The sequence below is a fragment of the Nocardioides potassii genome, from assembly GCF_021648885.1.
Taxonomy (GTDB): Bacteria; Actinomycetota; Actinomycetes; order Propionibacteriales; family Nocardioidaceae; genus Nocardioides; species Nocardioides potassii.
In genome coordinates, this window is the sequence record NZ_JAKJHZ010000005.1 from 660,179 (window position 1) to 685,705 (window position 25,527).

29 protein-coding genes are annotated in these 25,527 nt (G+C 71.6%); 16 read left to right on the forward strand and 13 right to left on the reverse strand.

The features are described 5' to 3' along the window. Nucleotides 1-42: 42 nt before the first annotated feature. Nucleotides 43-1,659 carry an AMP-binding protein gene (locus tag L2K70_RS07695; RefSeq protein ID WP_236400973.1) on the forward strand — a complete coding sequence of 539 codons (1,617 nt, stop codon included), beginning with the start codon at nt 43-45 and terminating at the stop codon, nt 1,657-1,659. Here the strand turns inward: L2K70_RS07695 and L2K70_RS07700 are convergent. Continuing rightward, nucleotides 1,656-2,135: a GNAT family N-acetyltransferase gene (locus L2K70_RS07700; protein WP_236400974.1), complete on the reverse strand. Its 480-nt coding sequence runs from the start codon at nt 2,133-2,135 to the stop codon at nt 1,656-1,658. The two genes, L2K70_RS07695 and L2K70_RS07700, sit on opposite strands and share 4 nt — an antisense overlap. 43 nt (nt 2,136-2,178) lie before the next feature. Here L2K70_RS07700 and L2K70_RS07705 point away from each other — a divergent pair, with 43 nt between their 5' ends. The 12 genes from L2K70_RS07705 (at nt 2,179) to L2K70_RS07760 (ending at nt 10,920) form a co-directional block, all read left to right on the forward strand. Next, nucleotides 2,179-2,706: a DinB family protein gene (locus L2K70_RS07705; protein WP_236400977.1), complete on the forward strand. Its 528-nt coding sequence runs from the start codon at nt 2,179-2,181 to the stop codon at nt 2,704-2,706. After that, nucleotides 2,703-3,329 carry a class I SAM-dependent methyltransferase gene (locus L2K70_RS07710; RefSeq protein WP_236400978.1) on the forward strand — a complete coding sequence of 209 codons (627 nt, stop codon included), beginning with the start codon at nt 2,703-2,705 and terminating at the stop codon, nt 3,327-3,329. The genes L2K70_RS07705 and L2K70_RS07710 overlap by 4 nt, the downstream gene beginning before the upstream one ends. Beyond that, on the forward strand, nt 3,326-3,520 hold the full coding sequence (locus L2K70_RS07715) for a DUF3046 domain-containing protein (RefSeq protein WP_236400980.1): 195 nt from the start codon (nt 3,326-3,328) through the stop codon (nt 3,518-3,520). Before L2K70_RS07710 ends, L2K70_RS07715 begins: the two co-directional genes overlap by 4 nt. Next, nucleotides 3,517-4,782 (forward strand): MFS transporter, encoded by a 1,266-nt coding sequence (locus tag L2K70_RS07720; protein ID WP_236400982.1) that lies wholly within the window; start codon nt 3,517-3,519, stop codon nt 4,780-4,782. The genes L2K70_RS07715 and L2K70_RS07720 overlap by 4 nt, the downstream gene beginning before the upstream one ends. Before the next feature lie 192 nt (nt 4,783-4,974). After that, nucleotides 4,975-6,027, forward strand: a complete 1,053-nt coding sequence (gene recA, locus L2K70_RS07725) for a recombinase RecA (RefSeq protein WP_135839969.1) — start codon at nt 4,975-4,977, stop codon at nt 6,025-6,027. Between the two features lie 16 nt (nt 6,028-6,043). Continuing rightward, nucleotides 6,044-6,799: a regulatory protein RecX gene (locus L2K70_RS07730; RefSeq protein ID WP_236400984.1), complete on the forward strand. Its 756-nt coding sequence runs from the start codon at nt 6,044-6,046 to the stop codon at nt 6,797-6,799. 155 nt (nt 6,800-6,954) lie between these two features. Next, complete coding sequence (locus L2K70_RS07735) at nt 6,955-7,443, forward strand: phosphoribosyltransferase (RefSeq protein ID WP_236400986.1); 489 nt, start codon at nt 6,955-6,957, stop codon at nt 7,441-7,443. A 1-nt stretch (nt 7,444) separates the two neighbouring features. After that, nucleotides 7,445-8,155 (forward strand): GNAT family N-acetyltransferase, encoded by a 711-nt coding sequence (locus L2K70_RS07740; protein WP_236400988.1) that lies wholly within the window; start codon nt 7,445-7,447, stop codon nt 8,153-8,155. 31 nt (nt 8,156-8,186) lie between these two features. Beyond that, complete coding sequence (locus L2K70_RS07745; RefSeq protein ID WP_236400990.1) at nt 8,187-9,041, forward strand: polyphosphate kinase 2 family protein; 855 nt, start codon at nt 8,187-8,189, stop codon at nt 9,039-9,041. Continuing rightward, a complete protein-coding gene (locus L2K70_RS07750; protein WP_236400992.1) occupies nt 9,038-9,829 on the forward strand; it encodes a HipA family kinase in 792 nt (263 codons plus the stop codon). Before L2K70_RS07745 ends, L2K70_RS07750 begins: the two co-directional genes overlap by 4 nt. Continuing rightward, complete coding sequence (locus L2K70_RS07755; RefSeq protein ID WP_236400993.1) at nt 9,826-10,203, forward strand: DUF3037 domain-containing protein; 378 nt, start codon at nt 9,826-9,828, stop codon at nt 10,201-10,203. The genes L2K70_RS07750 and L2K70_RS07755 overlap by 4 nt, the downstream gene beginning before the upstream one ends. Nucleotides 10,204-10,221: 18 nt before the next feature. Continuing rightward, nucleotides 10,222-10,920, forward strand: coding sequence for a DNA alkylation repair protein (locus tag L2K70_RS07760; RefSeq protein WP_236400995.1), 699 nt, complete (start codon nt 10,222-10,224; stop codon nt 10,918-10,920). A 33-nt stretch (nt 10,921-10,953) separates the two neighbouring features. Here the strand turns inward: L2K70_RS07760 and L2K70_RS07765 are convergent, their stop codons facing one another. From L2K70_RS07765 to L2K70_RS21850, 5 genes are all read right to left on the reverse strand, one after another. Then, the gene (locus L2K70_RS07765) at nt 10,954-11,697 is read right to left on the reverse strand and encodes a sirohydrochlorin chelatase (protein ID WP_236400997.1); all 744 of its coding nucleotides are present in this window, start codon (nt 11,695-11,697) and stop codon (nt 10,954-10,956) included. Nucleotides 11,698-11,787: 90 nt separating this feature from the next. Further along, complete coding sequence (locus L2K70_RS07770; RefSeq protein ID WP_236400999.1) at nt 11,788-12,531, reverse strand: phosphoadenylyl-sulfate reductase; 744 nt, start codon at nt 12,529-12,531, stop codon at nt 11,788-11,790. Then, the gene (locus tag L2K70_RS07775) at nt 12,528-12,686 is read right to left on the reverse strand and encodes a hypothetical protein (RefSeq protein WP_236401000.1); all 159 of its coding nucleotides are present in this window, start codon (nt 12,684-12,686) and stop codon (nt 12,528-12,530) included. Before L2K70_RS07775 ends, L2K70_RS07770 begins: the two co-directional genes overlap by 4 nt. Further along, the gene (locus L2K70_RS07780) at nt 12,686-14,398 is read right to left on the reverse strand and encodes a nitrite/sulfite reductase (protein ID WP_236401002.1); all 1,713 of its coding nucleotides are present in this window, start codon (nt 14,396-14,398) and stop codon (nt 12,686-12,688) included. Before L2K70_RS07780 ends, L2K70_RS07775 begins: the two co-directional genes overlap by 1 nt. Nucleotides 14,399-14,474: 76 nt before the next feature. Then, nucleotides 14,475-14,564, reverse strand: a complete 90-nt coding sequence (locus tag L2K70_RS21850) for a putative leader peptide (RefSeq protein ID WP_372477476.1) — start codon at nt 14,562-14,564, stop codon at nt 14,475-14,477. 215 nt (nt 14,565-14,779) lie between these two features. On the opposite strand from L2K70_RS21850, the gene L2K70_RS07785 reads away from it, so the two are divergent. After that, a complete protein-coding gene (locus tag L2K70_RS07785) occupies nt 14,780-16,216 on the forward strand; it encodes a glycine hydroxymethyltransferase (protein ID WP_236401004.1) in 1,437 nt (478 codons plus the stop codon). Nucleotides 16,217-16,443: 227 nt separating this feature from the next. Here the strand turns inward: L2K70_RS07785 and L2K70_RS07790 are convergent, their stop codons facing one another. The 3 genes from L2K70_RS07790 to L2K70_RS07800 are packed head-to-tail and all read right to left on the reverse strand — an operon-like array spanning nt 16,444 to nt 19,128. Beyond that, a complete protein-coding gene (locus L2K70_RS07790; protein WP_236401006.1) occupies nt 16,444-16,833 on the reverse strand; it encodes a hypothetical protein in 390 nt (129 codons plus the stop codon). After that, on the reverse strand, nt 16,817-17,524 hold the full coding sequence (locus tag L2K70_RS07795; RefSeq protein ID WP_236401008.1) for a response regulator: 708 nt from the start codon (nt 17,522-17,524) through the stop codon (nt 16,817-16,819). The genes L2K70_RS07790 and L2K70_RS07795 overlap by 17 nt, the downstream gene beginning before the upstream one ends. Then, nucleotides 17,521-19,128, reverse strand: a complete 1,608-nt coding sequence (locus L2K70_RS07800; protein WP_236401010.1) for a sensor histidine kinase — start codon at nt 19,126-19,128, stop codon at nt 17,521-17,523. The genes L2K70_RS07795 and L2K70_RS07800 overlap by 4 nt, the downstream gene beginning before the upstream one ends. Before the next feature lie 158 nt (nt 19,129-19,286). On the opposite strand from L2K70_RS07800, the gene L2K70_RS07805 reads away from it, so the two are divergent. Beyond that, the gene (locus L2K70_RS07805; protein WP_236401012.1) at nt 19,287-20,651 is read left to right on the forward strand and encodes a cation:dicarboxylate symporter family transporter; all 1,365 of its coding nucleotides are present in this window, start codon (nt 19,287-19,289) and stop codon (nt 20,649-20,651) included. Nucleotides 20,652-20,769: 118 nt separating this feature from the next. On the opposite strand, the gene L2K70_RS07810 is transcribed toward L2K70_RS07805, so the two are convergent. From L2K70_RS07810 to glgA, 3 genes are all read right to left on the reverse strand, one after another. Then, complete coding sequence (locus tag L2K70_RS07810) at nt 20,770-21,033, reverse strand: endonuclease domain-containing protein (RefSeq protein WP_236401014.1); 264 nt, start codon at nt 21,031-21,033, stop codon at nt 20,770-20,772. Then, nucleotides 21,030-21,638 (reverse strand): hypothetical protein, encoded by a 609-nt coding sequence (locus tag L2K70_RS07815; RefSeq protein WP_236401016.1) that lies wholly within the window; start codon nt 21,636-21,638, stop codon nt 21,030-21,032. The genes L2K70_RS07810 and L2K70_RS07815 overlap by 4 nt, the downstream gene beginning before the upstream one ends. A 146-nt stretch (nt 21,639-21,784) precedes the next feature. Next, the gene (gene glgA / locus L2K70_RS07820) at nt 21,785-22,972 is read right to left on the reverse strand and encodes a glycogen synthase (RefSeq protein WP_236401018.1); all 1,188 of its coding nucleotides are present in this window, start codon (nt 22,970-22,972) and stop codon (nt 21,785-21,787) included. A 72-nt stretch (nt 22,973-23,044) separates the two neighbouring features. Between glgA and glgC the strand changes: the two genes are divergently transcribed. Continuing rightward, entirely contained in the window at nt 23,045-24,298 is a 1,254-nt protein-coding gene (gene glgC, locus L2K70_RS07825; RefSeq protein WP_236401020.1) for a glucose-1-phosphate adenylyltransferase, read from the forward strand. On the opposite strand, the gene L2K70_RS07830 is transcribed toward glgC, so the two are convergent. Further along, nucleotides 24,299-25,504, reverse strand: a complete 1,206-nt coding sequence (locus tag L2K70_RS07830; protein WP_236401022.1) for an RNA polymerase sigma factor — start codon at nt 25,502-25,504, stop codon at nt 24,299-24,301. It abuts the gene before it with no gap. Nucleotides 25,505-25,527: the final 23 nt, after the last annotated feature.

Sequence of the window (25,527 nt, forward strand, 5' to 3'; positions counted from 1 at the left end):
CGCCTCTGGCCGGGCCGTCGCGCGCGTCGTAGGTTGCTGGACATGGACTCCTACGCACAGGGCGAGGCCGCTCCGGCGCTGCTGGAGGAGACGATCGGGGCCAACCTCGAGCGGACCGTGGCGTCGTACGGCGACCGCGAGGCGCTCGTCGAGTGCGCCACCGGGCGACGGTGGACCTGGTCCGAGCTGGACCGGGACGTCGACCTCGTCGCCCGTGGCCTGGTCGGGGCGGGGATCGAGAAGGGCGACCGGGTCGGGATCTGGGGACCCAACAGCGCGGAGTGGACGCTCGTCCAGCTCGCGACCGCCAAGGTCGGGGCGATCCTGGTCAACGTCAACCCGTCCTACCGGACCCACGAGCTCGCCTACGTCGTCAACCAGAGCGGGATGCGGCTGCTCGTCAGCGCGACATCGTTCAAGAGCAGCGACTACCGCTCGATGGTGGAGGAGACGAGGGGCCAGAGCGACGCGCTCGAGCGTGTGGTCTACCTCGACGACGAGCACAGCTGGGACGGCCTGCTGTCCGAGGGCTCGCAGGTCTCCGCGGACGACCTGCGTGCCCGGGCGTCGTCCCTCGAGCCGCACGACCCGATCAACATCCAGTACACGTCGGGCACCACCGGCTTCCCGAAGGGCGCGACCCTCAGCCACCGCAACATCCTCAACAACGGCTACCTCGTCGGAGAGACGTGCCGCTACACCGAGCAGGACCGCGTCTGCATCCCGGTGCCCTTCTACCACTGCTTCGGGATGGTCATGGGCAACCTCGCGTGCACCTCGCACGGCGCCACGATGGTCATCCCCGCGCCCGGTTTCGACCCGGCCCTGACCCTGCGTGCGGTCTCCGACGAGCGGTGCACGTCGCTCTACGGCGTGCCGACGATGTTCATCGCGGAGTGGGCGTTGCCGGACCTCGACTCCTACGACCTCTCGTCCGTGCGCACCGGGATCATGGCGGGCTCGCCCTGCCCCGAGGAGATGATGAAGAAGCTCATCGACGCGGGCATCGACGAGATGACGATCGCCTACGGGATGACCGAGACCTCCCCGGTCTCGACCCAGACGCACACCGACGACTCGCTCGAGCGCAAGGTCGGCACCGTCGGCCGCGTCGCGCCGCACCTCGAGGTCAAGATCATCGACCCGGTCAGCGGTGACACGCTCCCGCGCGGCGAGGCGGGGGAGTTCTGCACCCGCGGGTACTCGGTGATGCTCGGCTACTGGGACGACCCGGAGAAGACCGCCGAGGCGGTGGACGCCGACGGGTGGATGCACACCGGCGACCTCGGCGTGATGGACGAGGACGGCTACGTCCGGATCACCGGGCGGATCAAGGACATGGTCATCCGCGGTGGCGAGAACATCTACCCGCGCGAGATCGAGGAGTTCCTCTACACCCACCCCGACATCGAGGACGTCCAGGTCGTCGGCGTCCCGGATGCGAAGTACGGCGAGGAGCTGTGCGCGTGGCTGCGGATGCGGCCGGGCACCGAACCGCTCGACGCCGCCGCCGTGCGGGCCTACGCCGACGGCCGGCTGGCGCACTACAAGATCCCGCGCTACGTGATGGTCGTCGAGGAGTTCCCGATGACCGTGACCGGCAAGGTGCGCAAGGTCGAGATGCGCGAGGTGTCGACGCGCGAGCTGGGGCTTGCCTAGCCCAGCACCTTCTGCAGCCAGGTGACGTCGATCCACCGGCCGTGCTTCCGGCCGACCTCGCGCATGGTGCCGACGACCTCGAAGCCGCAGGCCCGGTGCAGCGCCATGCTCGCGTCGTTGGGCTGGGCGACCCCGGCCACCGCGAGGTGCACGCCGTCGTCGACGAGCAGCGCGAGGAGGGCGTCGTACAGCTGCCGGCCGGTGCCGAGTCCCTGGTGGCCCGGCGCGACGTAGATCGTGGTCTCCCGCGTGTGGACGTAGGCGGGCTTGGGGCGGAAGGGCGACGACGTCGCGTAGCCGACGACCAGTCCGTCGTGCTCGGCCACGAGGAAGTGGTCGTCGCCGGCGATCTTCTCCTCCCAGAGCTCCATCGAACGGCCCTCGTGGTCGAAGGTCGCGTGTCCCTCGCGAGCCTCGTGCGCGTAGATCTCGGAGACGGGCTCGAGGTCGGCGGGAAGTGCGCGGCGGATGTCCATTCCCCGCATTGTCCCCGGTGCCGGGGCTGGTTGGATGACCGACATGAGCGACGCGATCGTCCCGGACACCAAGGACTGGACCTGGGTGCTGGAGCGCTCGTGCGCGGAGTGCGGCTTCGACCCCACCGCGCAGGGCCTCGCCGACCTGCCGCGCCTGGTGCACGACACCGCGATGAGCTGGGCCCAGGTGCTCGAGCGTGGGGACGTCGGGGAGCGTCCCGAGCCGCACGTCTGGTCGGCCCTCGAGTACGGGTGCCACGTCCGGGACGTGCACGTCCTGTTCGCCAAGCGCCTCCGGCTGATGCTCGAGGAGGACGAGCCGACGTTCGCCAACTGGGACCAGGACGCCACGGCGGTCGAGCGCGACTACGCCAACGAGGACGCGGCGATCGTGTCGGTCGCCCTCGTGGAGGCCGCCGCCGACGTCGGGGCGGTCTACGCCTCGGTCACCGACGCCACCAAGGACCGCCCCGGCGTGCGGTCCAACGGGGACCGCTTCACCGTCGAGACACTCGGCACCTACCACCTGCACGACGTCGTCCACCACCTGCACGACGTGGGCGCCGGATGACGGACCAGCAGGCGACCGTCCACGCCTACGACCTCGACGCGCGGGCGTACGCCGACAGCGGGCCGGTCGTCCCCGACTCGGTCCGCGCGGACATCGAGGAACTCGTCGACCGGCTCGGGGCGGGCGCGAGGGTGCTCGAGATCGGGTCCGGCGGTGGGCGGGACGCGCGGCTGATGGAGTCGCTCGGCCTGCGAGCGCGGCGTACGGACATCACGCCGGGCTTCGTCGCCCTCCTGCGCGAGCAGGGCCACGCGGCCGACGTCCTCGACCCGTTGGTCGACGACCTCTCCTCGCCGGACGGGCCGTACGACGGCGTGTGGGCAAACGCCTCGCTGCTGCACGTGCGGCGCGCAGACCTGCCGACCGTCCTGGCGCGGCTGGCCGAGGTGACCCGCTCCGGCGGCGTGCTGCGCGCGTCGCTCAAGGAGGGCGCCGGCGAGGGGTGGTCGACCCACGGGTCGATCAGCCGGCCGCGACACTTCACGTACTGGCAGGCCTCCGACCTGCAGGCGGTGGTGGCTGCCTCGGGGTGGTCGGACGTCGCCGTCCGGTCGGGCGTGGCGGGCTCGCGCGGGGAGACCTGGCTCGAGGTGTCGGCGGTCCGTGATGAGGTGTCCTCGTGAGGCACACGGAGTTCTGGGCGCGGCTCGACGACGTCCTGGGCCGCAGCTACTCGCGCACCTGGGCGGAGCTGACGGTCGTGCGCGACCTCGACGGCCGCACCACGCAGGAGGCGCTCGACGCCGGCATGCCGCCCAAGGAGGTATGGGCGGCAGTGCGCCGTCAGCTCGAGCTGCCCGAGAGCGAGCGGTGAGCAGCTCCCACGCCCTCGTGGCGGCCGACCTCGACGTGGCGGTCGTCCAGCGTCACACCGTCCGCACGCTGCTGGTCTCCCAGGCGGTCGGTGCGGTCGGGGTGACCATCGGTGTCACGACGTCGTCGCTGCTGGCCCGCGACATCACGGGCAGCGACACGATGGCCGGGCTGGCGCAGACCTTCCAGGTGCTCGGCACCGCGGCGTCGGCCTACGGGCTGGCGCGGGTGATGGGGCGGCGCGGGCGCCGCGTCGGCCTCGTCACCGGCTACCTCCTCGGTGCCAGCGGCGCCGTGCTCGCGGTGGTCGCGGGCGTCATGGACTCGATGCCGGTCCTGCTGCTCGGGTCCGTGCTCCTGGGCGCGACCACGGCCGTCAACACTGGTTCACGCTACGCCGCGACGGACCTGGCGACCGAGGAGCACCGCGCGCGGGCACTCTCGATGGTCGTGTGGGCCAGCACGATCGGCGCGGTGGCCGGCCCCAACCTGATCGGCGTGGGCGGGGCGGCCGGACGCTCGCTCGGCATCCCCGAGCTCACCGGTGGGTTCGCCATCGGCGCCGTGGTGCTCGCCGTCACCGCGGGCTGGGTGTGGTGGCGACTGCGGCCCGACCCGCTCCTCCTCGCGCAGGCTGCTGCCGGGCTCACACCGTCGTCCGGTGCCGAGCCGCGTGGACGCTCGTGGGGGCGCTTCGTCGACGTGGTGCGTGCCGTGCCGGTGGTCGGCGCGGCGGTCGTCGCGATGGCCTGCGCGCACGCGGCGATGGTCACCGTGATGATCATGACCCCGCTCCACATGGAGCACGGTGGCGCGCAGCTCGAGGTGATCGGCTTCGTCATCTCCGTGCACGTGGCCGGGATGTTCGCCTTCTCGCCGGTCGTCGGGTGGGCCACGGACCGGTTCGGTCGCAGCGCCGTGCTCGTCGCGGGCGGGGTGCTGCTGCTGGTGGCGCTCACGCTGTGCGCCGTGTCGCCGACCGGGACGTCGTGGGAGATCACCTCCGGACTCTTCCTCCTCGGCCTGGGGTGGTCGTGCGCCACCGTGGCCTCCTCGACCGTCATCGCCGACCGCACGCCGATCGCCGCCCGCACCGACGTGCAGGGCACGTCCGACATGGCCATGGCGCTGACGGCTGCCGGCGGGGGAGCCCTGGCCGGTGTCGTCGTGGGGTGGTGGGGCTACTCCGCGCTGTCCGTCGTCGCCGAGCTCCTCGCGCTCGCCGTGGTGGCCGCGGGCGTGCTGGTCCGCGCACGGGACTGACGTCGCACACCGTCCGCGACACGCCGCGCTCGAACACGGCATCGAACACCTGTTCGGGCTACTGTGCATCCACAGGTACGACGCCGGGCGAGGTCGTCCACAGCGATCGACCGTCCTGATCAGGGATTGTCAGTGGCTCGCCCTAGCGTCGCAGACGTACCTCACACAACGACGAGAGAACGGGACACAGCAATGGCTGGTGCAGACCGCGAGAAGGCCCTCGACGCCGCGCTCGCACAGGTGGAGAAGCAGTTCGGCAAGGGCTCGGTCATGCGACTGGGCGACGAGACGCGTGCCCCGCTCGAGGTGATCCCCACCGGGTCGATCGCCCTCGACGTGGCCCTCGGCCTGGGCGGCCTGCCGCGCGGTCGCGTGGTCGAGATCTACGGTCCGGAGTCCTCCGGAAAGACGACGGTCGCCCTCCACGCGGTGGCCAGCGCCCAGGCGGCCGGCGGCATCGTCGCCTTCATCGACGCCGAGCACGCGCTCGACCCCGACTACGCCAAGGCCCTCGGCGTCGACACCGACGCCCTCCTGGTCTCCCAGCCCGACTCCGGCGAGCAAGCCCTCGAGATCGCCGACATGCTGATCCGTTCCGGTGCCCTCTCGCTGATCGTCATCGACTCCGTCGCGGCGCTCGTCCCCCGCGCCGAGATCGAGGGCGAGATGGGTGACAGCCACGTCGGCCTCCAGGCCCGCCTGATGAGCCAGGCGCTGCGCAAGATGACCGGTGCCCTCAACAACTCCGGCACCACCGCCATCTTCATCAACCAGCTGCGCGAGAAGATCGGCGTGATGTTCGGCTCGCCCGAGACCACGACCGGTGGTCGCGCGCTGAAGTTCTACTCCTCGGTGCGTCTCGACGTGCGCCGCATCGAGACGCTCAAGGACGGCACCGACATGGTCGGCAACCGCACCCGCGTCAAGGTCGTCAAGAACAAGGTGGCCCCGCCGTTCAAGCAGGCCGAGTTCGACATCATGTACGGCAAGGGCATCAGCCGTGAGGGCGGCCTGATCGACGTCGGCGTCGAGGCGGGCATCATCCGCAAGGCCGGCGCCTGGTACACCTACGAGGGCGACCAGCTCGGTCAGGGCAAGGAGAACTCCCGCAACTTCCTCAAGGACAACCCCGACCTCGCCAACGAGATCGAGAAGCTGATCCTGGAGAAGCTCGGCGTGATCCCGGCCGTCGACAAGCCTGCCGACGACCTGAGCGACGAGCCCATCGGGGTCAACGACTTCTGAGTCGACGTCCGACCAGATGTCTGCCGACGAGCACCGACCGCCGCCCGACTGGGTCGGCGACGTCAGCCTCGGTGTGAGGGCGTGGGTGGGGGACACCCCACCCACGCCTCACCCGGAGCGGTCGTCCGGTGAGCAGTCCTCCGAGCGCTCACCCGCCGGGCGCCGCACCGCGAAGACCGGGCGCCGCGGCCAGGGACGCTCGCGCACGAAGACGTGGGAGGAGCGCAAGGCCGCCCGGATCGCCCGCGAGGAGGCCGCGGCCGCCGAGGTCGAGGCCGATCCCGAGTCGGTGGCGCGCACGATCCTGCTCGACTCGCTCACCGGGCAGGCGCGCACCCGCAAGGAGCTCGCCGACAAGCTGGCCAAGCGAGGTGTCCCCGACGAGCTGGCGTCGTCACTCCTCGACCGGTTCACCGAGGTCGGGCTGATCGACGACTCGGCCTACGCCCGCCAGTGGGTGGAGAGCCGCCACCGCAGCCGGGGGCTCGCCCCTCGGGCGCTGGCGCAGGAGCTGCGCCGCAAGGGCGTGGGCGACGAGGAGGCCAAGGAGGCGCTCGAGCAGATAGGCGAGGACGACCAGCGGGCCGCCGCCCGCGCCCTCGTCGACCGCAAGCTCCGCTCGATGTCCGGCCTCGACCCGCAGGTCGCGACCCGTCGCCTCGCCGGCCTGCTTGCCCGCAAGGGCTACGCGGCCGGTCTCGCGTTCTCGGTCGTGCGTGAGGCCCTCGCCGAGCAGGACGCCGACCTCGACGAGCCGCACCCGGACTTCTGAGCTCCGCCACGCTTCCCTGTCCGGCTGCGCGCGGGAGTGTCACGCGAAGCCGCACGCATGGGTGCGGGTCCAGCTGACGTGAGTGGCGCCCGTCCCGGTGTGCTGTGGTGACGGTCGTCATCGACCAGCGCGACGACAGGTGGTGGGATGGCCCCGTGAGCAACGAGCGCGAGGTCCTGACCTACGAGATGTTCGGCACCGCCACCCAGCAGCTGGCGCAGGAGGTGGCGGACTCGGGGTTCGTGCCCGACATGATCCTGTCGATCGCGCGCGGCGGGCTCGGCCTCGGCATGGGGCTTGGCTACGCCCTCGGCGTGAAGAACCTGTCGGTGGTCAACGTCGAGTTCTACACCGGTGTCGACCAGCGCCTCGAGGTGCCGATCATGCTGCCGCCCACGCCGGCGCGGGTGGACCTGTCCGGCCTGAAGGTGCTGATCGCCGACGACGTGGCCGACACGGGCCGCACGCTCGAGCTCGTCCACGAGTTCTGCGAGGGGCACGTCGCCGAGGCGCGCACGGTCGTCATCTACGAGAAGCCGCAGTCCGTCATCAAGCCCGACTACGCCTGGCGGCGCACCGAGCAGTGGATCGACTTCCCGTGGTCGGTCCTGCCGCCGGTCGTCCCGGGCGCGCTCGCGCACTGACGTGCCGGACCCCGTTGCGGTCGTCGTACGGCACCACGGGCGGGACCTGAGCGGCACGACACTCCCGGGCGAGTCCTGGGCGGCCGCGGCCGAGCGGGTGGCCGGAGCGTCCTCCGTCGACCCGACCGCGGTGGACCTGTCGGGCGAGGTCAAGCGCTTCGATGTCACGCCCGACCGGGTCGTCACGCTGCGCGCGATGACCCTCGGTGACCTCGACCTCGTCACCCGCTGGCGCGACGGAGCCGCCGTACGACAGTGGTGGCAGGTGGGTGCCGAGCAGACGCTCGAGCAGATCCGGGAGATGTACGCCGAGCGCATCGCGGGACGCAGCCCGACGCGGATGTGGATCATCGAGGTCAACGGACGGTCCGTCGGGTTCGTGCAGGACTACGTGCTCCGCGACTACCCCGACTACGCCGTGCTCACCCCGGACCCGGAGGCCGTGGGCGTGGACTACGCGATCGGGGCGGACGAGTGGCGGGGGAGAGGACTCGGACCGGCCGTCCTCTGGAGCTGGATGCGACAGACCCGGCAGCTACGACCGGAGGCGATCACCTACTTCTCGGCCCCCGACCACCGCAACCGCGCCTCGCTGCGGGTGCTGGCGAAGGCGGGCTTCGCCGCCGGGACCTGGTTCGACGACCCGCAGTCCGACGGCTCGGTGCACACGGTGGTCGGGTGCACGCTCGACGTCCGCCGCGTGCTGGGCTGATCGGGCACCGGGCGTGGGCCATGATGTGCCCATGACGACCTCCGCCATCGCCGACGCCCTCCGCCTGCCGCCGGGACCGGTCGACCTGACCTCGATCGAGACGGACGCGGCACCGGGCTTCGACGGCAAGAAGGCCGACGGGCAGGCCGCCCTCCACGCGATGGGCGACGAGCTGGCCGACCTGCAGGAGCGGCTGTGGGCCCAGCGGACGGTCGGGACCGATCGCCGCGTGCTCCTGGTGCTGCAGGGCATGGACACCAGCGGCAAGGGCGGGGTGCTGCGGCACACGATCGGCCTCGTCGACCCCCAGGGCGTGCGGATCACCAGCTTCAAGGCGCCGACCGAGGAGGAGCGCGCGCACGACTTCCTGTGGCGCATCGAGAAGGGTCTGCCACCGGCCGGCTACATCGGCGTCTTCGACCGCTCGCACTACGAGGACGTGCTCATCGGCAAGGTCCGCGCCTTGGCCGACGACGACGAGATCGAGCGCAGGTACGGCGCCATCAACGACTTCGAGGCACGCCTCTCCGGCGAGGGGTTCACGATCGTCAAGTGCATGCTCCACATCAGCCCCCAGGAGCAGAAGTCACGCCTCGAGGAGCGCCTCGCCAACCCCGAGAAGTACTGGAAGTACAACCCGGGGGACCTCGACGAGCGCGCGCTGTGGCCTGCCTACCGCGAGGCCTACGAGACCGTGCTCGAGCGCACCAGCACCCAGGTCGCGCCGTGGCACGTGATCCCGTCCGACAAGAAGTGGTACCGCAACCTGGCCATCGCGCAGCTGCTCCTCGACACGCTGCGCGGACTGGACCTGCAGTGGCCCGAGGCCGACTTCGAGGTCGAGACGGAGAAGAAGCGGCTCGCCGAGGAGTCCCCGGTCCAGTGACCTCCCCCGGATTGCCCGTCGTCACGGTCACGCGCTATGTCACACCCCTGCGCGAGGGCGGCAGCCTGCCCGGGGTCGTCGAGGGCGACGACCTCGGGACCTACGTCTGCAAGTTCCGGGGAGCCGGGCAGGGCGCCAAGGTGCTCGTCGCGGAGGTCATCGTCAGCGGACTGGCCACCCGCCTGGGCCTGCGCACGCCGCGCCTCGTCGAGCTCGACCTCGATCCCGAGCTCGCGCGCTACGAGGCCGACGAGGAGGTGCAGGACCTCCTCAACGCCAGCGTGGGGGCGAACCTCGGCATCGACTTCCTCCCGGGCTCGTTCGGCGTCGACGGGCAGGTGAGCAACCCCGATGACGAGGGCGCGCGCGTGCTCTGGCTCGACGCCTTCACGGCCAACGTCGACCGATCGTGGCGCAACCCCAACCTCCTGGTCTGGCACGGCGACCTCTGGGTCATCGACCACGGCGCCTCGCTCTACTTCCACCACGGGTGGGCAGGCGGCGTGACCGACCCGGCACGGTTCGCCGCGCAGCCGTGGGACCCGAGCGGCCACGTCTTCGAGACCTGCGCGGATCGCGCCCGTGAGCTGGACGCGGACATCGCGGCGTCGCTGGGCCGGGACGTGTTCGTCGAGGTCCTCGCCGACGTGCCCGACGTCTGGCTCGAGCCCGTGCCCGGCCGCGACGGCGCGGACCCGCTCGGTCCGGACGCGCTGCGGGCGGCCTACGTCGACTTCCTGGACGCGCGCCTCGGCACCCGCCAGTGGCTGCCGGGAGGTGCCGGATGAGGCACGCCTACCAGTACGTCGTGCTGCGCTGCGTCCCACGCCCGGAGCGCGAGGAGTTCCTCAACGTCGGCGTCGTGCTCCACTGCCAGGGCGCCGACTACCTCGACGTCGCCTGCCACGTCGACGCCGAGCGGCTGCGGGCCCTCCACGCCGGCATCGATGCCGGGCAGGTGCGCGAGGCGCTGGCGTTCGTGGACCTCGTGTGCCGCGGTGACGAGCGGGCGGGGGAGGCGGCCCGGCAGTCGCTCGGTCAGCGGTTCGGTTTCCTCAAGGCGCCGCGCAGCACCGTCCTGCAGCCGGGGCCGGTCCACGGCGGCGTCACCGAGGACCCCGGCCGCCAGCTCGAGCACCTGCGCGAGCGGTTGATCGGTTGACGCTCTGGTGAGGATGCGATGACGTACGTCGCCGCCGTCCGCGCCGCACTCGCCGAGTCCGGCGACCCCGAGCGCGCGGCGCAGCAGCAGGCATACATGAAGTCCGAGCTGCCCTACGTCGGGCTGGGTGCGCCCGCGCTGCGGGCGCTGCTGCGGCCGATCCTGGTCGAGCACCGCTTCGCCGACCGCGCTCAGTGGGAGGCAGCGGCGCTGGAGCTGGTCGAGGACGCGACCCATCGCGAGGAGTGGTACAGCGCGGTCGCCCTGCTGCGGCACAGGTCCTACCGGACGTGGCTCGACCCGGACGTCCTGCCGCTCCTCGAGGAGGTCGTCCGCACGGCTGCGTGGTGGGACGTCGTCGACGAGGTGGCCGGCCACCTCGTGGGCCAGGTGCTGCTCGACCATCGTGACGGCACGACGCCGGTGATGGACGGGTGGTCGGTGGACCCGGACAGCCTGTGGGTCCGGCGTACGGCGATGCTGTCCCAGCTGCGCCACGAGGAGCAGACGGACACCGACCTGCTGGCCCGGGTGCTGGTCGCCAACCTCGACGACACGGCGTACGGCCGGGACTTCTTCGTGCGCAAGGCGCTCGGCTGGGCGCTGCGCCAGCACGCGCGCACGGACGCGGCGTGGGTCCGGGCGTTCGTCTCGACCCACGCCGGCCGATTGAGCGGGCTGTCACGCCGCGAGGCGCTCAAGCACCTCCCGGCCTGAGCCGGCCCGCTCAGGTTTCAGATGGCTGGCCCGTCAGACCGGGACGAGCTCGACGGCACCGACGGCGTAGCGGGCGAGGATCGCGCGGGCAACCGCCGGGTGGGCGCCGAGCGGGTCGGACACGGCGACGGCGCCGGCCTCGAGGGCGAGCTCGGAGGCCCGGTCGGGCAGCCGGCCCGGTGCGAGGAAGAAGGACGCGACCGCGATGTGGCGCTTGCCCTCCGCGCGCAGCGCTCGGACGGCCTCCCCGGTCGCCGGCGGCGTCGCCGACGCGAAGGCCGCCGTGACGGGGAGCTTGTGGCGCGCGGCCCAGGTGCGGGCGATGCGGGCCACCGACTGGTTGGCGAGCGGGTCCGACGACCCGGCGGCGGCCAGCACGAGGGCGTCGAGCTCGCGGACGCGCGCGGTCTTGAGGGCCTCGCGCAGGCGGACGTCGAGCACCTCGAGGAAGGCGGCCTCCATGCCGAGGATGCGGCTGGCCTGGATCCGCACGCCCTCGTGGCGCGCCATCGCCGAGGCGATCACCTCGGGGACGTCGACCTTGGCGTGGTAGGCCTCGGTGAGGAGGAGCGGCACGACGACGATCTCGTCGAAGCCGGCCTTCACCAGGCGGTCGACCACCGTGTCGAAGGACGGCTTGGCCAGGTCGAGGAACGCCGTCTCGACGCGCAGGTCGGGGCGCATCGCCTTGACCTCGGCGACCAGCGCCTTGATCGTCGCGGCGGAGCGGGGGTCGCGGCTTCCGTGAGCCAGGGCAACCAGAGCAGGAGCAGCCATCAGGGGTGCCTCCGATCGTGTGTGGTGGTGCGGTGCAACAGGGTGGTGGGAGCGACGGCGCTGTCGCGGAGAAGAACGTCGTGGGATGAGCTAGGCATGGATCCCGCACTCCGTCTTGGTGGTGCCGGCCCAGCGGCCGCTGCGGGGGTCGTCGCCCGGGGCGACGCGGCGGGTGCACGGCCAGCAGCCGATGCTCGGGTAGCCGTCGTGCACGAGCGGGTTGACCAGCACGCCGTTCTCGGCGATGTAGGCGTCCACCTGCTCGTCGCTCCAGCGGGCGAGCGGCGAGACCTTGACCTTGCCCTTGCGGGCGTCCCAGCCGACGACCGGGGCGATCACGCGGTTGTGGGTCTCGGCGCGGCGCAGGCCGGTGGCCCAGGCGTCGTACTCCGCGAGGGTGTCGTTGAGCGGCTGCACCTTGCGGAGCGCGCAGCAGAGGTCGGGGTCGGTCTTGTAGAGGTCCTTGCCGTACTGCGCGTCCTGCTCGGCGATCGTCAGCGACGTGCTGACCGTGCGGAGGTTGACCGGCAGCGTCGCCTCGACGGCGTCGCGGGTGCCGATCGTCTCGATGAAGTGGTAGCCGGTGTCGAGGAAGACGACGTCGACGCCGGGCGCGACCTTGGACGCGAGGTGGGCGAGGACGGCGTCGCCCATCGACGACGTGATGGCGAACCGGTCACCGAAGGTGGCCACGGCCCACTCGATGATCACCTCGGCCGGGGCGAGCTCGAGCTCGGCGCCGACGTGGGAGACGAGCTCGCGCAGCTCCTCGGGCGTACGTCCCTCGGTGTGGGTGCCCTTGAAGTCGCGGGCGGCCTGCGTGGAGGCGCTCATGACGGGACACCTCCTCCCGGCCGGATCATCCCGGTCATCCTCACGGTGAAGGCGCGCAGGCACGAGCGGCACTCCCAGGCACCCGCACCCTCCTGGGGGAACAGGTTCTCGTCCCCGCAGTAGGGGCAGTGGAAGGGGACTGCGCGCTCGCTCATCAGACCGTCACCGGCTCCCCGCGCAGCAGCGCCTCGTCGGCGCGCGCGACCCAGGCGGCGAACCGCTCGCCGTCGGTGCGGTCCGCGAGGTAGGCCGAGACGACGGCCGAGACGTAGTCGTCGAGGCCGGCGCTGGTGACCTTGTGGGCCCGCAGCTTGCGACCGAAGTTCGCGCCGAGGGCCAGACCACCGCCGAGGTGCACCTGGAAGCCCTCGACCTGGTTGCCGTCGTCGTCCATGACCAGCTGGCCCTTGAGGCCGATGTCGGCGACCTGCGTGCGGGCGCAGGCGTTGGGGCAGCCGTTGACGTTGACCGAGATGTCGGTGTCGAGGTCGGGGAAGCGCTTCTCGAGCTCGGTCACCAGGCGGCGCGCGCGCTCCTTGGTGTCGACGATCGCGAGCTTGCAGAACTCGATGCCCGTGCAGGCCATCGTCGAGCGCCGCCAGTTGCTGGGCCGCGCAGTGAGCCCGATCGTCTCGAGGTCGTCGGCGAGGGCTTCGGTGCGGTCGGCCGGGACGCCGATGACCACGAGCTTCTGGTACGCCGTCAGGCGGGCGCCACGGGCGCCGTACGCGTCGACGAGGTCACCGAGCGCGCTCAGCGTGGTGCCGTCGATGCGGCCGACGACGGGAGCGGCGCCGACGTAGAACCGGCCGTCCTTCTGCTCGTGGATGCCGATGTGGTCGCCCTGGGAGACGGGCACAGCGGGGGACGGGTTGTCGACGAGCGTGCGGTGGAGGTACTCGTTCTCCAGCACCTCGCGGAACTTCTCCTTGCCCCAGTCGGCGAGCAGGAACTTCAGGCGCGCCTTGGACCGCAGCCGCCGGTAGCCGTAGTCGCGGAAGATCCCGGCGACGCCCTCCCAGGCGTCCGCGACCTGGTCGAGCGGGATCCACACGCCGAGCTTGTGGGCGAGCATCGGGTTGGTCGACAGGCCGCCGCCGACCCAGAGGTCGAAGCCCGGGCCGTGCTCGGGGTGCACCGTGCCGACGAAGGACACGTCGTTGACCTCGGGGGCGACGTCGTGGCTCGGGTGCCCGGTCAGCGCGGTCTTGAACTTGCGCGGCAGGTTGGAGAAGTCCGGGTTGCCGAGCACGCGCCGCTTGATCTCGTCGAGCGCCTCGGTGCCGTCGATGATCTCGTCCTTGGCGATCCCGGCGACGGGGGAGCCGAGGAACGGTCGCGGGCTGTCGCCGCACGCCTCGAGCGTGGTCAGGCCGACGGACTCGAGCCGCTCCCAGATGGCAGGGACGCTCTCGATCTCGATCCAGTGGTACTGGATGTTGTTGCGGTCGGTGATGTCCGCGGTGTTGCGGGCGTACGTCGTCGACAGCTCGCCGAGCGCGCGCAGCGCCTCGCCGTCGAGGACCTGTCCGTCGGTGCGCACGCGCATCATGAAGAAGCGGTCGTCGAGCTCCTCCTCCTCGAGCTGCGCGGTCTTGCCGCCGTCGAAGCCCGGGGCGCGCTGCGTGTAGAGACCCATCCAGCGGAAGCGGCCGCGCAGGTCGGCGGGGTCGATCGAGTCGAAGCCGCGGCGCGAGTAGGTGTAGAGGATGCGGTCCCGCACGTGCAGCGGGTCGTCGTCCTTCTTGGACTGCTCGTTCTTGTTGAGCGGCTCGGTGTAGCCGAGCGCCCACTGACCCTCCGCGCGCTTGGGGCGCGGGATCTCGGTGTTCTGGGCAGCCGTGGGCTTGAACCGGAGGTCGGGCATGGTCAGGAAGTTCCTGTTCGCTGAGGAGTGCCGCGCGCGTCGTTGAGCGCGGAGAGGAGGTCTTCGGGGCGGCGGTTCAGCGATGCCAACAGGTCGCGCTGCCCACGCGCATGAGGTCGACGTGACGTCGAACCACCAGGTGCGTGTGGGTGAAGGCGGTGACCATGTCAAGAAGTCTCAGGGAATGGACACCCGTTCCACAAGACGAAATCTCGTATCATGGGACGGCGCTCCACGATGTGAGATCGACGGTCGGGAGCAGGCGGGTGGACGGTCACGGATGCGGTCCAGGTCACACCGGATCCCGGGTGCGGGACGGCGTACGTCCACTCCCCGCACGTCGCCGACAGCCGACCACGGCGTGGCTCTAGTCTGGGCGCCATGACGGACTCCCTCATCAGCAGCGCGTACTCCCAGGCACTCGAGGTCATCGCGTCGGTGGAGCCGCGCATCGCCGAGGCGACGCGCCAGGAGCTCGCCGACCAGCGGGGCTCGCTCAAGCTGATCGCGTCGGAGAACTACGCCTCGCCGGCGGTCCTGATGACGATGGGCACCTGGTTCAGCGACAAGTACGCCGAGGGCACCGTCGGTCACCGCTTCTACGCCGGCTGCCAGAACGTCGACACGGTCGAGGCGCTCGCGGCCGAGCACGCGCGTGAGCTGTTCGGCGCGCAGTACGCCTACGTCCAGCCGCACTCCGGCATCGACGCGAACCTCGTCGCCTTCTGGTCGATCCTGGCCAACAGGGTCGAGTCGCCGTACCTGCAGAAGATGCAGGCCAAGAACGTCAACGAGCTGACCGAGGCCGACTGGGAGACGCTGCGCCACGAGCTCGGCAACCAGCGCCTGCTCGGCATGTCGCTCGACGCCGGCGGCCACCTCACGCACGGCTTCCGTCCCAACATCAGCGGCAAGATGTTCCACCAGCAGCAGTACGGCACCGACCCGGAGACGCAGCTGCTCGACTACGACGCCGTCGCTGCCAAGGCGCGCGAGTTCAAGCCGCTCGTGATGGTGGCCGGCTACTCGGCCTACCCCCGCCGGGTGAACTTCGCCAAGATGCGCGAGATCGCCGACGAGGTCGGCGCCACGCTGATGGTCGACATGGCGCACTTCGCCGGCCTGGTCGCGGGCAAGGTGTTCACCGGTGACGAGGACCCGGTGCCGCACGCCCACATCGTCACCACGACCACCCACAAGTCGCTGCGCGGCCCGCGCGGCGGCATGGTGCTGGCCCAGGAGGAGTTCGCCGCCGACGTCGACCGCGGTTGCCCGATGGTGCTCGGCGGCCCGCTGTCGCACGTGATGGCGGCCAAGGCGGTCGCGTTCGCCGAGGCCCGCCAGCCGTCCTTCCAGGCCTATGCCCAGAAGGTCGCCGACAACGCCAAGTCGCTGGCCGAGGGCTTCCTCACCCGCGGCGCGACGCTCGTGACCGGGGGCACGGACAACCACATCGTGCTGCTCGACGTGTCGTCCTTCGGACTGACCGGCCGCCAGGCGGAGTCGGCGCTGCTCGACGCTGGCGTGGTGACCAACCGCAACTCCGTCCCGGCCGACCCCAACGGCGCCTGGTACACCTCCGGCGTCCGGCTCGGCACCCCCGCGCTCACCACCCGCGGCTTCGGCCACGACGAGTTCGACACGGTGGCCGAGCTGATCGTCGACGTGCTCATCAACACCACGCCGGGCACGACCAAGGCCGGCGACCCGAGCAAGGCGTCGTACGTCGTGGGCGACGGCGTCGCGGACCGCGTGACGAAGCAGTCCGCCGAGATGCTCGACAAGCACCCGCTCTACCCCGGTCTCGTCCTCAGCTGACCCCTCACGGCGTCGGGAACCGGACGTGGGCCGGGTCGATGTTGACCTGCCAGCTGAGGTAGCCGAGGACGATCCACACGCTGAAGTGGGCCACACCCACGATGGCGGCACCGATCGCGGTGGGCCACGTCCCCGTCGGTCACAGCACGAACGCCGTCACGCCAGCGGCGACGAGGGTGTTGACCACGACGATGAACATCGCCGAGCTGGCCAGGACCTGGCTCGCGCTACGGCGCCGTACCCCCATCGCGTACGTCTGGTCGATCCCAGGCTCGTCGTCGTGGAGGCCGGTGATGAAGTACGGCGCCAGCGTGGGGGTCGATGTCGATGTAGCCGGCGCGCAGGCGGTTCATCCCCTTGATGAACATGTAGTCCTCCTGGCTCGCGTTGTGCACGCGGAACGACGTCAGGGTGCCGGCGACGAGCAGCGTCAGGCCGAGCAGGATCGCGAGCAGCCGGAAGGTCCCGGAGAAGGACATCGCCGGACCCGCGAGCGCGAGGAACAGCAGGGACGCCGAGGTGAACATCAGGTGCGAGGCGATCCGGCCCATCACCTCGCTCCACGTCTGGCTGCGGACCGCGACGGACGGCAAGGGCGGGTCAGCCCGGGTCGGCACCGGTCCAGACATAGCCGACCTCGGGTCGCCCGGCGCCCTTGTAGCGCGGTGCCCGGGTCACCCGGCCCTCGTCGGCGAGGTGCTCGAGGTAGCGGCGTGCGGTGACGCGCGAGACGCCGACCTCCTCGGCAGCCTCGCCGGCCGACAGCCCCTCGGGACGGGCCCGGAGCGCGACCACGACCGCGCGCAGGGAGTCGAGGCTCATCCCCTTCGGCAGGGTGTCGCCCGTCGGGCGTGCCCGCAGGGCGCCGAAGAGCTGGTCCACGTCGTCCTGGACCACGTCGGCGGGGGAGCGCTCGAGCTGCGCGCGGAACTCGGCGTACTGCTCCAGCTTGCCCCGGAAGGCGGCGAAGGTGAACGGCTTGAGCAGGTACAGCACGACGCCCTGCGAGACGGCGCGCCGCACCACCTCGGTGTCGCGGGCGGAGGTCACCGCGATGACGTCCACCTGGCGCCCCTCGGCCCGCAGGCGCTGCAGCAGGCCGAGGCCGTGACCGTCGGGCAGGTGCATGTCGAGCAGGACCAGGTCGATCGCGTCATCGCGGGCGAGCAGTCGCACCGCGTCCCCGGCGGAGCGCGCCACCCCGGCCAGCTCGAAGCCGGGCACACGTCCGACGTAGGTCGCGTGCGCCTCGGCGGCGACCTCCTCGTCCTCGACGACGAGCACGCGGACGGCGGGTCGGGCGTTCACCGCGGCACCGCCCGCCCGGCCGGAGTGCGTACGCCGACCACGAACCGCGCACCGCCGAGCGGGGAGTCGGTGACCTCGAGCGTGCCGCCGTGACGCGAGACGACCTGGGAGACCATCGCCAGGCCGATGCCCCGTCCCTCCTGGGCCTTGCTCGACCAGCCGCGCTCCAGCACGTGGGCGCGGTCCTCGGGTGCGATGCCGGTGCCCGAGTCGTCGACCTCGACGTGCAGGGAGTCGGCGTCCCCCGCCAGGCTCACCCGGACGCGCTGCGGCGTGGTGGCCCGCGTCCCGGCGACGGCGTCGAAGGCGTTGTCGACCAGGTTGCCGACGAGGGTGACCAGGTCGCGCGGGTCGAGCGGGACCTCCGCGGGCAGGCTGCCCGTGACCTCGAGGTCGATGCCGCGCTCGGCCGCCTGCGCGGTCTTGCCGAGCAGCAGCGCAGCCAGGACCGGCTCCTCGACGGCCGAGACCATCTCGTCGGCGAGGCCCTGCGCGACCTCGAGCTCGGACGTGGCGAACTCGACGGCCTGCTCGGCGCGGCCCATCTCGACCAGGGACACGATCGTGTGGAGGCGGTTGGCCGCCTCGTGGTTCTGCGCCCGGAGCGACTCGGTGAGACCGCGCACGAGGTCGAGCTCGCCGGTGACGGCCTGCAGCTCGGTGCGGTCGCGGACGGTGACGACGGCGCCGACCTCGGCCTGGTCCCAGTAGGCGGGCGAGGTGCTGAGGACGAGCACCTGCTGGCCGAGGACGTAGGTCTGGTCGGCCACGGTGGTACGGCGCTCGACGGCACTGACGAGCCCGGGCGGCAGGCCGAGCTCGTCGAGGGATCGGCCCTCGACGTCGTCCGGCAGCGCAAGGAGCCGGCGCGCCTCGTCGTTGACCAGCTCGACGCGTTGCTGGGAGTCGACGAGCAGCAGGCCCTCGCGCACCGCGCCGAGGACGGCCCGGTAGTACTCGTACATCCGGGTGATCTCGCGCTCGCCCATCCCGTGCGTCTGCCGTCTCAGGCGGCGGGAGATGAGCCACGCGCCGATGAGCCCGGCGAGCAGGGTGGCGCCCGCGGCAAGGCTGATCCGGGGGAGGTCGCCCACCAGCTGCCGGTCGAGCCGGTCGACCTTGATCCCCACTGCGACCAGCGCGACGACGTCACCGCCGTCGATGACGGGCACGACCGCGCGGACCGACGGCCCCAGCGTGCCGACGTACTCCTGGGTGAAGACCCTGCCCTGCGGGGCGCCGCCGAGGTCGCCGACGAACTTCTTGCCGATCTGGTCGGGGTCGGGGTGGGTGTAGCGGGTCCGGTCGGTGTCCATGATGACGACGAAGTCGGTGCCGGTGTCGCGCCGCACCTCCTCGGCAAACGGCAGCAGCCGCGCGGTCGGGTCGGCAGACTCGACGCCGCGGCGCACGAAGGGGGAGTCGGCCACCGACCTGGCGACCGCCGTCGCCTGCGCCCGGGCGCTCTCGCGGGTGTCGCCTCGGGCGTCCCACGCGGCCAGCGCGACGGCCGTCACGACGAGCACCACGACCACCGCGACCTGCAGGAGCAGGATCTGCCGGGCGACGGGGCTCTCGCCCGGCTCGGCCGCCCGTCGTCGCATGCGGACAGTGTGCCGCACCCCCACGGGCGTGGCACCCGCCCGCGGAGGGGCGTGAACTCAACGAACACAACGGTGACCGCCGTCACAAGTCCGCGCACGATGTGACGGCTGGCACACAGCCCAGCTCAACCCGGAGCAGCACCGGAGTCGGAGGAACCATGAGCACAACCAGCCCGGAGGCGACGGTCAAGCGGGACCGTACGCACTATCTCTACATCGCCGTCATCGTCGCGGTGGTCCTCGGAGCCGTCGTCGGCCTCGTGTTCCCCGACTTCGCGGTGGGCCTGAAGTGGATCGGTACGACGTTCGTCGCGCTGATCAAGATGATGATCCAGCCGGTCATCTTCTGCACGCTCGTCATCGGCGTCGGCTCCGTGCGCAGCGCGGCCAGCGTCGGCAAGGTCGGCGGGCTCGCCCTGGCCTACTTCCTGACAATGTCGACCGCGGCTCTCGCGATCGGCATGGTCGTCGGCAACCTGCTCGACCCGGGCAAGGGCCTCAACCTCTCCGACGACGTCGCCGGCGTCGGCAAGGAGCAGGCCGCGGCCGCGCACGGCTCCACGACCGAGTTCATCACCGGCATCGTCCCGGACTCGCTGCTCTCCTCGCTCACCTCCGGCGAGGTGCTCCAGACGCTCCTCGTCGCCCTGCTGGTCGGCTTCGCGCTTCAGGCGATGGGCCGCGCCGGCGAGCCGATCCTCATCGGCATCGGCCACCTCCAGCGCCTGGTCTTCCGCGTCCTTGCGATGATCATGTGGGCCGCCCCCGTCGGTGCCTTCGCGGCCATCGCGGCCGTCGTCGGCGAGACGGGCGTCGACGCGCTGAAGAGCCTGGCGACGATCATGATCGCCTTCTACATCACCTGCGCCGTGTTCGTCTTCGGCGTACTCGGCCTGCTCCTCAAGGTCGTGACGGGCGTCAACATCTTCCAGCTGTTCAAGTACCTCGGCCGCGAGTTCCTGCTGATCGTCTCCACCTCGTCGTCCGAGTCGGCCCTGCCCCGTCTGATCGCCAAGATGAACCACGCCGGCGTCGAGAAGACCACGGTCGGCGTCGTCGTGCCGACGGGCTACTCGTTCAACCTCGACGGCACCGCGATCTACCTGACGATGGCCTCGATCTTCATCGCCGACGCGCTCGACAAGCCGCTGAGCATCGGCGAGCAGGTCTCCCTCCTGCTGTTCATGATCATCGCCTCGAAGGGTGCCGCCGGCGTCACCGGCGCCGGCCTCGCGACCCTGGCCGGTGGCCTCTCGTCGCACCGCCCGGAGCTCCTCGACGGCGTCGGCCTCATCGTCGGCATCGACCGGTTCATGTCCGAGGCCCGCGCGGTCACCAACTTCGCCGGCAACTCGGTCGCCACCCTCCTCATCGGGCACTGGACCCACACCACCGACTACGCCCAGCTCGAGCGGGTGCTGTCCGGTGAGGACCGCTTCGACGAGGCCACGATGGTCGACGACCACGACACCTCCCCGCCGCCCGCCTCCCCGGCCGAGGAGCTGACCCCGGCCACCCGCTGACGCACCACGCACCACCCGGACGCCCCGGACCCCTGCGGTCCGGGGCGTTCGGCCTGCTCGGCAGCAGACACGCAGGCATTGGTCGGTCGACCGGGAGGTGTCACACGGCGAAGGACGCTCAGGCGGCGACCAATACCTGCGTGTCTCCGCCGATCGCACGGACGAGCACCTCACGCACCCAGGCGGGACGAAACATCACGTCGTCCCACGTGAAGCGCAGGACCGTCCAGCCCTCCGCTGTGAGCAGGGTGTAGCGGCGGATGTCCTTGAGGAAGCCCTTGCGGTTCCCGTGCCACTCGTAGGACTCGCACTCGATCACCATGCGACGCTCGCGGTCGACGAGGTCAGGCTGCGCCCAGCAGTGGCGCGACGAGATGATCACCTGCGGCTCGACGTCGAGCCCGGGGACGCTGTGCAGATCGCGCGCGTGACGGACTCGAACGCGTTGGCCGACAGGTCGGTCGCCCGTGCCGCCACCCGCTCTGCGTTGACCTGCCCGCGCCCGCGGACCAACGCGGCCGCCCGACGCAAGGTGGCGTGCTCACCATGGCGGAGCGCCGAGTCGGCGATCACGAGCGCTTCGTCGTAGGGCAGCAGTCGGAGGCACTGCGTCAGGGTGAGCTCCCGGCTCGTTGCCTGCCCGGTGACGTCGTCCGGCGCGAGGTCGGCACTGTGCAGGACGACCCTCGACCGGTAGCGCCGGGGGACGTTGCGGTTGCGGGGGACCAGGACGTGCGGCTTGCCCGGCACCGCCTTGACCTCCCAGCCATGGTGCAGGGCGGCGCTCGCGAGGCAGAGAACTCCGTTCATCGCGTGCGCCTGCGCCGCGGCTGCGTCGACGCCGGGCAATGTGTAGCGGCCCTGCCCGACGCGCACGACTGCCTGGGAAGCCAGTGCGCGGTCCACGTCGGAGCGCGAGGTCGCCTGGATCAGCGCGGCGCGGGTGCTGAGCCCGCCCATGCGCTCGATCGCGCCGACGACGTCCATGGGTCCAGCATGTGCGAACCGACCAGCGCCCCGCGTCGTTCATCCACAGACGGGAGACGCGCAGGCAATGGTCCGTCCGGATGACCGGGCCCACGCTCAGCGAGCCGACGTACGTCGACCAATGCCTGCGCGTCTCCGCAGGCGGGTCAGGTGAGGGAGCGGTAGAGGTCGAGGGTGCGGGCGGCGATGGCGTCCCAGCTGAAGGACTCCTCGGCGCGGCGGCGGCCGGCGAGGCCGTAGGACCGGGCGCGGTCGGGGTCGCTGACGGCCTCGGTGAGGGCGGCGGCGAGGTCGGCGACGTAGCGCTCCGGGTCGAGCGGGGTGCCGGTGCCGTCGGTGGCCTGCTCGATGGGGACCAGCCAGCCGGTCTCGCCGTGGACGACGACCTCGGGGATGCCTCCGGTGGCGGTCGCGACGACGGCGGTCTCGCAGGCCATCGCCTCGAGGTTCACGATGCCGAGCGGCTCGTAGATCGACGGGCAGGCGAACACGGTGGCCGCGGTCAGCAGGGCCACGACGTCGGGGCGGGGGAGCATCTCCTCGATCCACACCACGCCGGACCGGGTGGCCGCGAGCTCGGACACCAGCCCGCTGACCTCGCCCATGATCTCGGGGGTGTCGGGAGCGCCGGCGCACAGCACCAGCTGGACCTCCGGCGGGAGCGCGGCGGCCGCGCGCAGGAAGAGCGGCAGGCCCTTCTGGCGGGTGATCCGGCCGACGAAGATCACGCTCGGCCGGTCGGGGTCGACGCCGAGCTCGCGCACCCGGTCGGGGTCGGCGACGGGGGACCACTGCGTCGTGTCGATGCCGTTGTGCACGACGTGGACGCGCGCGGGGTCGACGCTGGGGTAGCTGCGCAGCACGTCGTCGCGCATCGCGGCGCTCACCGCGACGATGCCGGCCGCACCCTCGTACGCCGTCCGCTCCGCCCAGCTCGACAGCGCGTAGCCGCCGCCGAGCTGCTCGGCCTTCCACGGCCGCATCGGCTCGAGCGAGTGCGCGCTGACGACGTGCGGGATGCCGTGCATCAGCGAGGCGAGGTGACCGGCCATGTTGGCGTACCAGGTGTGCGAGTGCACGAGGTCGGCGCCCGCGCAGTCGTCGACCATGGCGAGGTCGACGCCGAGCGTGCGGATGGCGGCGTTGGCGTCGGCGAGCGACGCGGGCTCGGCGTACGCCGTCGTGCCGGGCTCCGAACGGGGCGCGCCGAAGCAGCGCACGCGGGCGTCGACGTCGGGCAGGACCCGCAACGCCCGGACGAGCTCGGCGACGTGGACGCCCGCACCTCCGTAGACCTCCGGCGGGTACTCCTTGCTGAGGACGTCGATGCGCATGAGCCGAAGGTAGTGCGGATCCGAGCCGAGTGGGTGGTCGACCGCGCCCCCACCGAGGGCTAGTTTCGTGACATGGCCGCCACCCCGCCGCGCAAGAAGGTCCTCGCAGTCGTCCTCGCCGGCGGTGAGGGCAAGCGACTGATGCCCCTGACCGCCGACCGCGCCAAACCGGCGGTGCCGTTCGGCGGCATCTACCGCCTGATCGACTTCGCGCTGTCCAACGTCGTGAACTCGGGCTACCTCAAGGTCGTCGTGCTCACGCAGTACAAGTCGCACAGCCTCGACCGCCACGTCACCACGACCTGGCGGATGTCCAACCTGCTGGGCAACTACGTCACCCCGGTGCCCGCCCAGCAGCGGGTGGGCAAGCGGTGGTACCTCGGCAGCGCCGACGCGATCTTCCAGTCGCTCAACCTGCTCACCGACGAGCAGCCCGACATCGTCGTCGTGGTGGGTGCCGACCACGTCTACCGGATGGACTTCTCGCAGATGGTCGCCGACCACATCGAGTCCGGTGCCGGCTGCACCGTCGCCGCGATCCGCCAGCCGATCAGCCTCGCCGACCAGTTCGGCGTCATCGACGTCGACCCGGCCAGCCCGAGCCGGATCCGCGCCTTCCTCGAGAAGCCGACCGACCCGGTCGGACTGCCCGACTCGCCCGACGAGGTGCTCGCCAGCATGGGCAACTACGTCTTCACCGCCGACGCCCTGGTCGACGCGGTCACCCGCGACGCGGACCGCGAGCAGTCCAAGCACGACATGGGCGGCGACATCGTGCCGTGGTTCGTCGACAAGGCCGAGTCGGCGGTCTACGACTACAAGGACAACGACGTCCCGGGCTCGACCGACCGCGACCGCGGCTACTGGCGCGACGTCGGGACCATGCGGTCCTACTACGAGGCGCACATGGACCTCGTCTCGCCGCTGCCGGTCTTCAACCTCTACAACAACGCCTGGCCGATCTACACCAGCTACGGCCCGCACCCGCCGGCCAAGCTCGTCGAGGGTGCCGGCGGCGAGACGGTGTCGACGTTCAACTCGATCCTCTCGCCCGGTGTCGTCGTCAGTGGCGGCACGGTCAACCACTCGGTGCTGTCGCCGGCGGTGTGGGTCAAGGACGGGGCCGAGGTGTCGGACTCGGTGCTGATGGACGGCGTCCGTATCGGTGAGGGCGCGATCGTGCGCAACGCCATCCTCGACAAGGGTGTCGTGGTGCCGCCGGGGGTGCAGATCGGTGTCGACCAGGAGGCCGACCGCGCGCGGGGCTTCGTCGTCGACGAGGGGCTCACGGTCCTCGCCAAGCAGCAGAAGGTCCCCGAGGACTGATCAGAGGTCCGCACGTCGCGCGAGCAGGAACTCCCGCTCGACGTCGTTCCCGCACGCCGCGATCGCCTGGTCGTACGAAGCCCGCGCGGCGTCGGTGTCGCCCGAGCGGGCGAGCAGCTCGGCGCGGACCGCGGCGGGCCGGTGGTTCGACGGGATCTCCAGGCCTTCGAGGGCGGCGAGCCCGGCGGCCGGTCCGCGGTCCTCGGCCACGGCCACCGCCCGCGCGAGCCGCGCCGACGGGGACGGGGAGACCTGCAGGAGCAGGTCGTACAGCCCGACGACGCGGTCCCAGCGCGTGTCCTCGGCGGTGGGCGCGGTCGCGTGCTCGGCCGCGATCCGCGCCTGCAGGGCGTACGACGCCGTGAGCGGGGTGACCGGCCCGGCGAGCACCGGTGACCGCAGCAGCCGCATCGCCTCGGCGACCTCGTCGTGGTGCCAGCGTCCTCGGTCCTGGTCGGCGAGCAGCACCAGCCGGCCGTCCCTGACGCGGGCGTCGCGACGCGAGTGCTGGAGCAGCACCAGGGCGAGGAGGGCGACCAGCGCCGGCTCGTCGGGCCGCAGGCCGAGCACCACCCGCACCAGCCGGATCGCCTCGCCCGACAGGTCGGCGCGGAGCAGGTCCGGGCCGGTGCCGGGGGCGTAGCCGGCCGTGAAGGCGAGGTAGGACACCTGCGCCACGACGTCGAGACGCTCGGGCAGCACGGCGGCGTCCGGGACGGCGAACGGGATGCCCGCCCCGACGATGCGCTTCTTGGCGCGGGTGATGCGCGCGGCCATCGTCGGCTCGGGCACGAGGAACAGGCGCGCGACGTCAGCCGTCGGCACGCCCAGGACGAGCCGCAGGCTCAGCGCCGCGGCCGCCTCGAGCGCCAGTGCCGGGTGGGCGCACATCAGCACGAGGCGGAGGACGTCGTCCTCGACGAGGCTGCCGCCGTCGGCCATCGTGCGCGCTCCTTCCTGCTGGCGTTCGGCGTCGGTGAGGAGCAACGGGAGCTTGCGCTGGGCGACGCCCTCGGTGCGCAGCCGGTCGAGCACGCGTCGCTTGGCGGCGGTCATCAGCCACCCGGCCGGGTTGTCGGGCGTGCCGTCGACGGGCCAGGTCCGGCTGGCCACCTCGACCGCGTCGCCCAGCGCGTCCTCCACGAGGTCGAGACGGCGGAACTGCGACAGGAGCAGCGCGACCAGGCGGCCCCACTCCTGCCGCACGACCTCCTCGAGCGCCGGGTCGC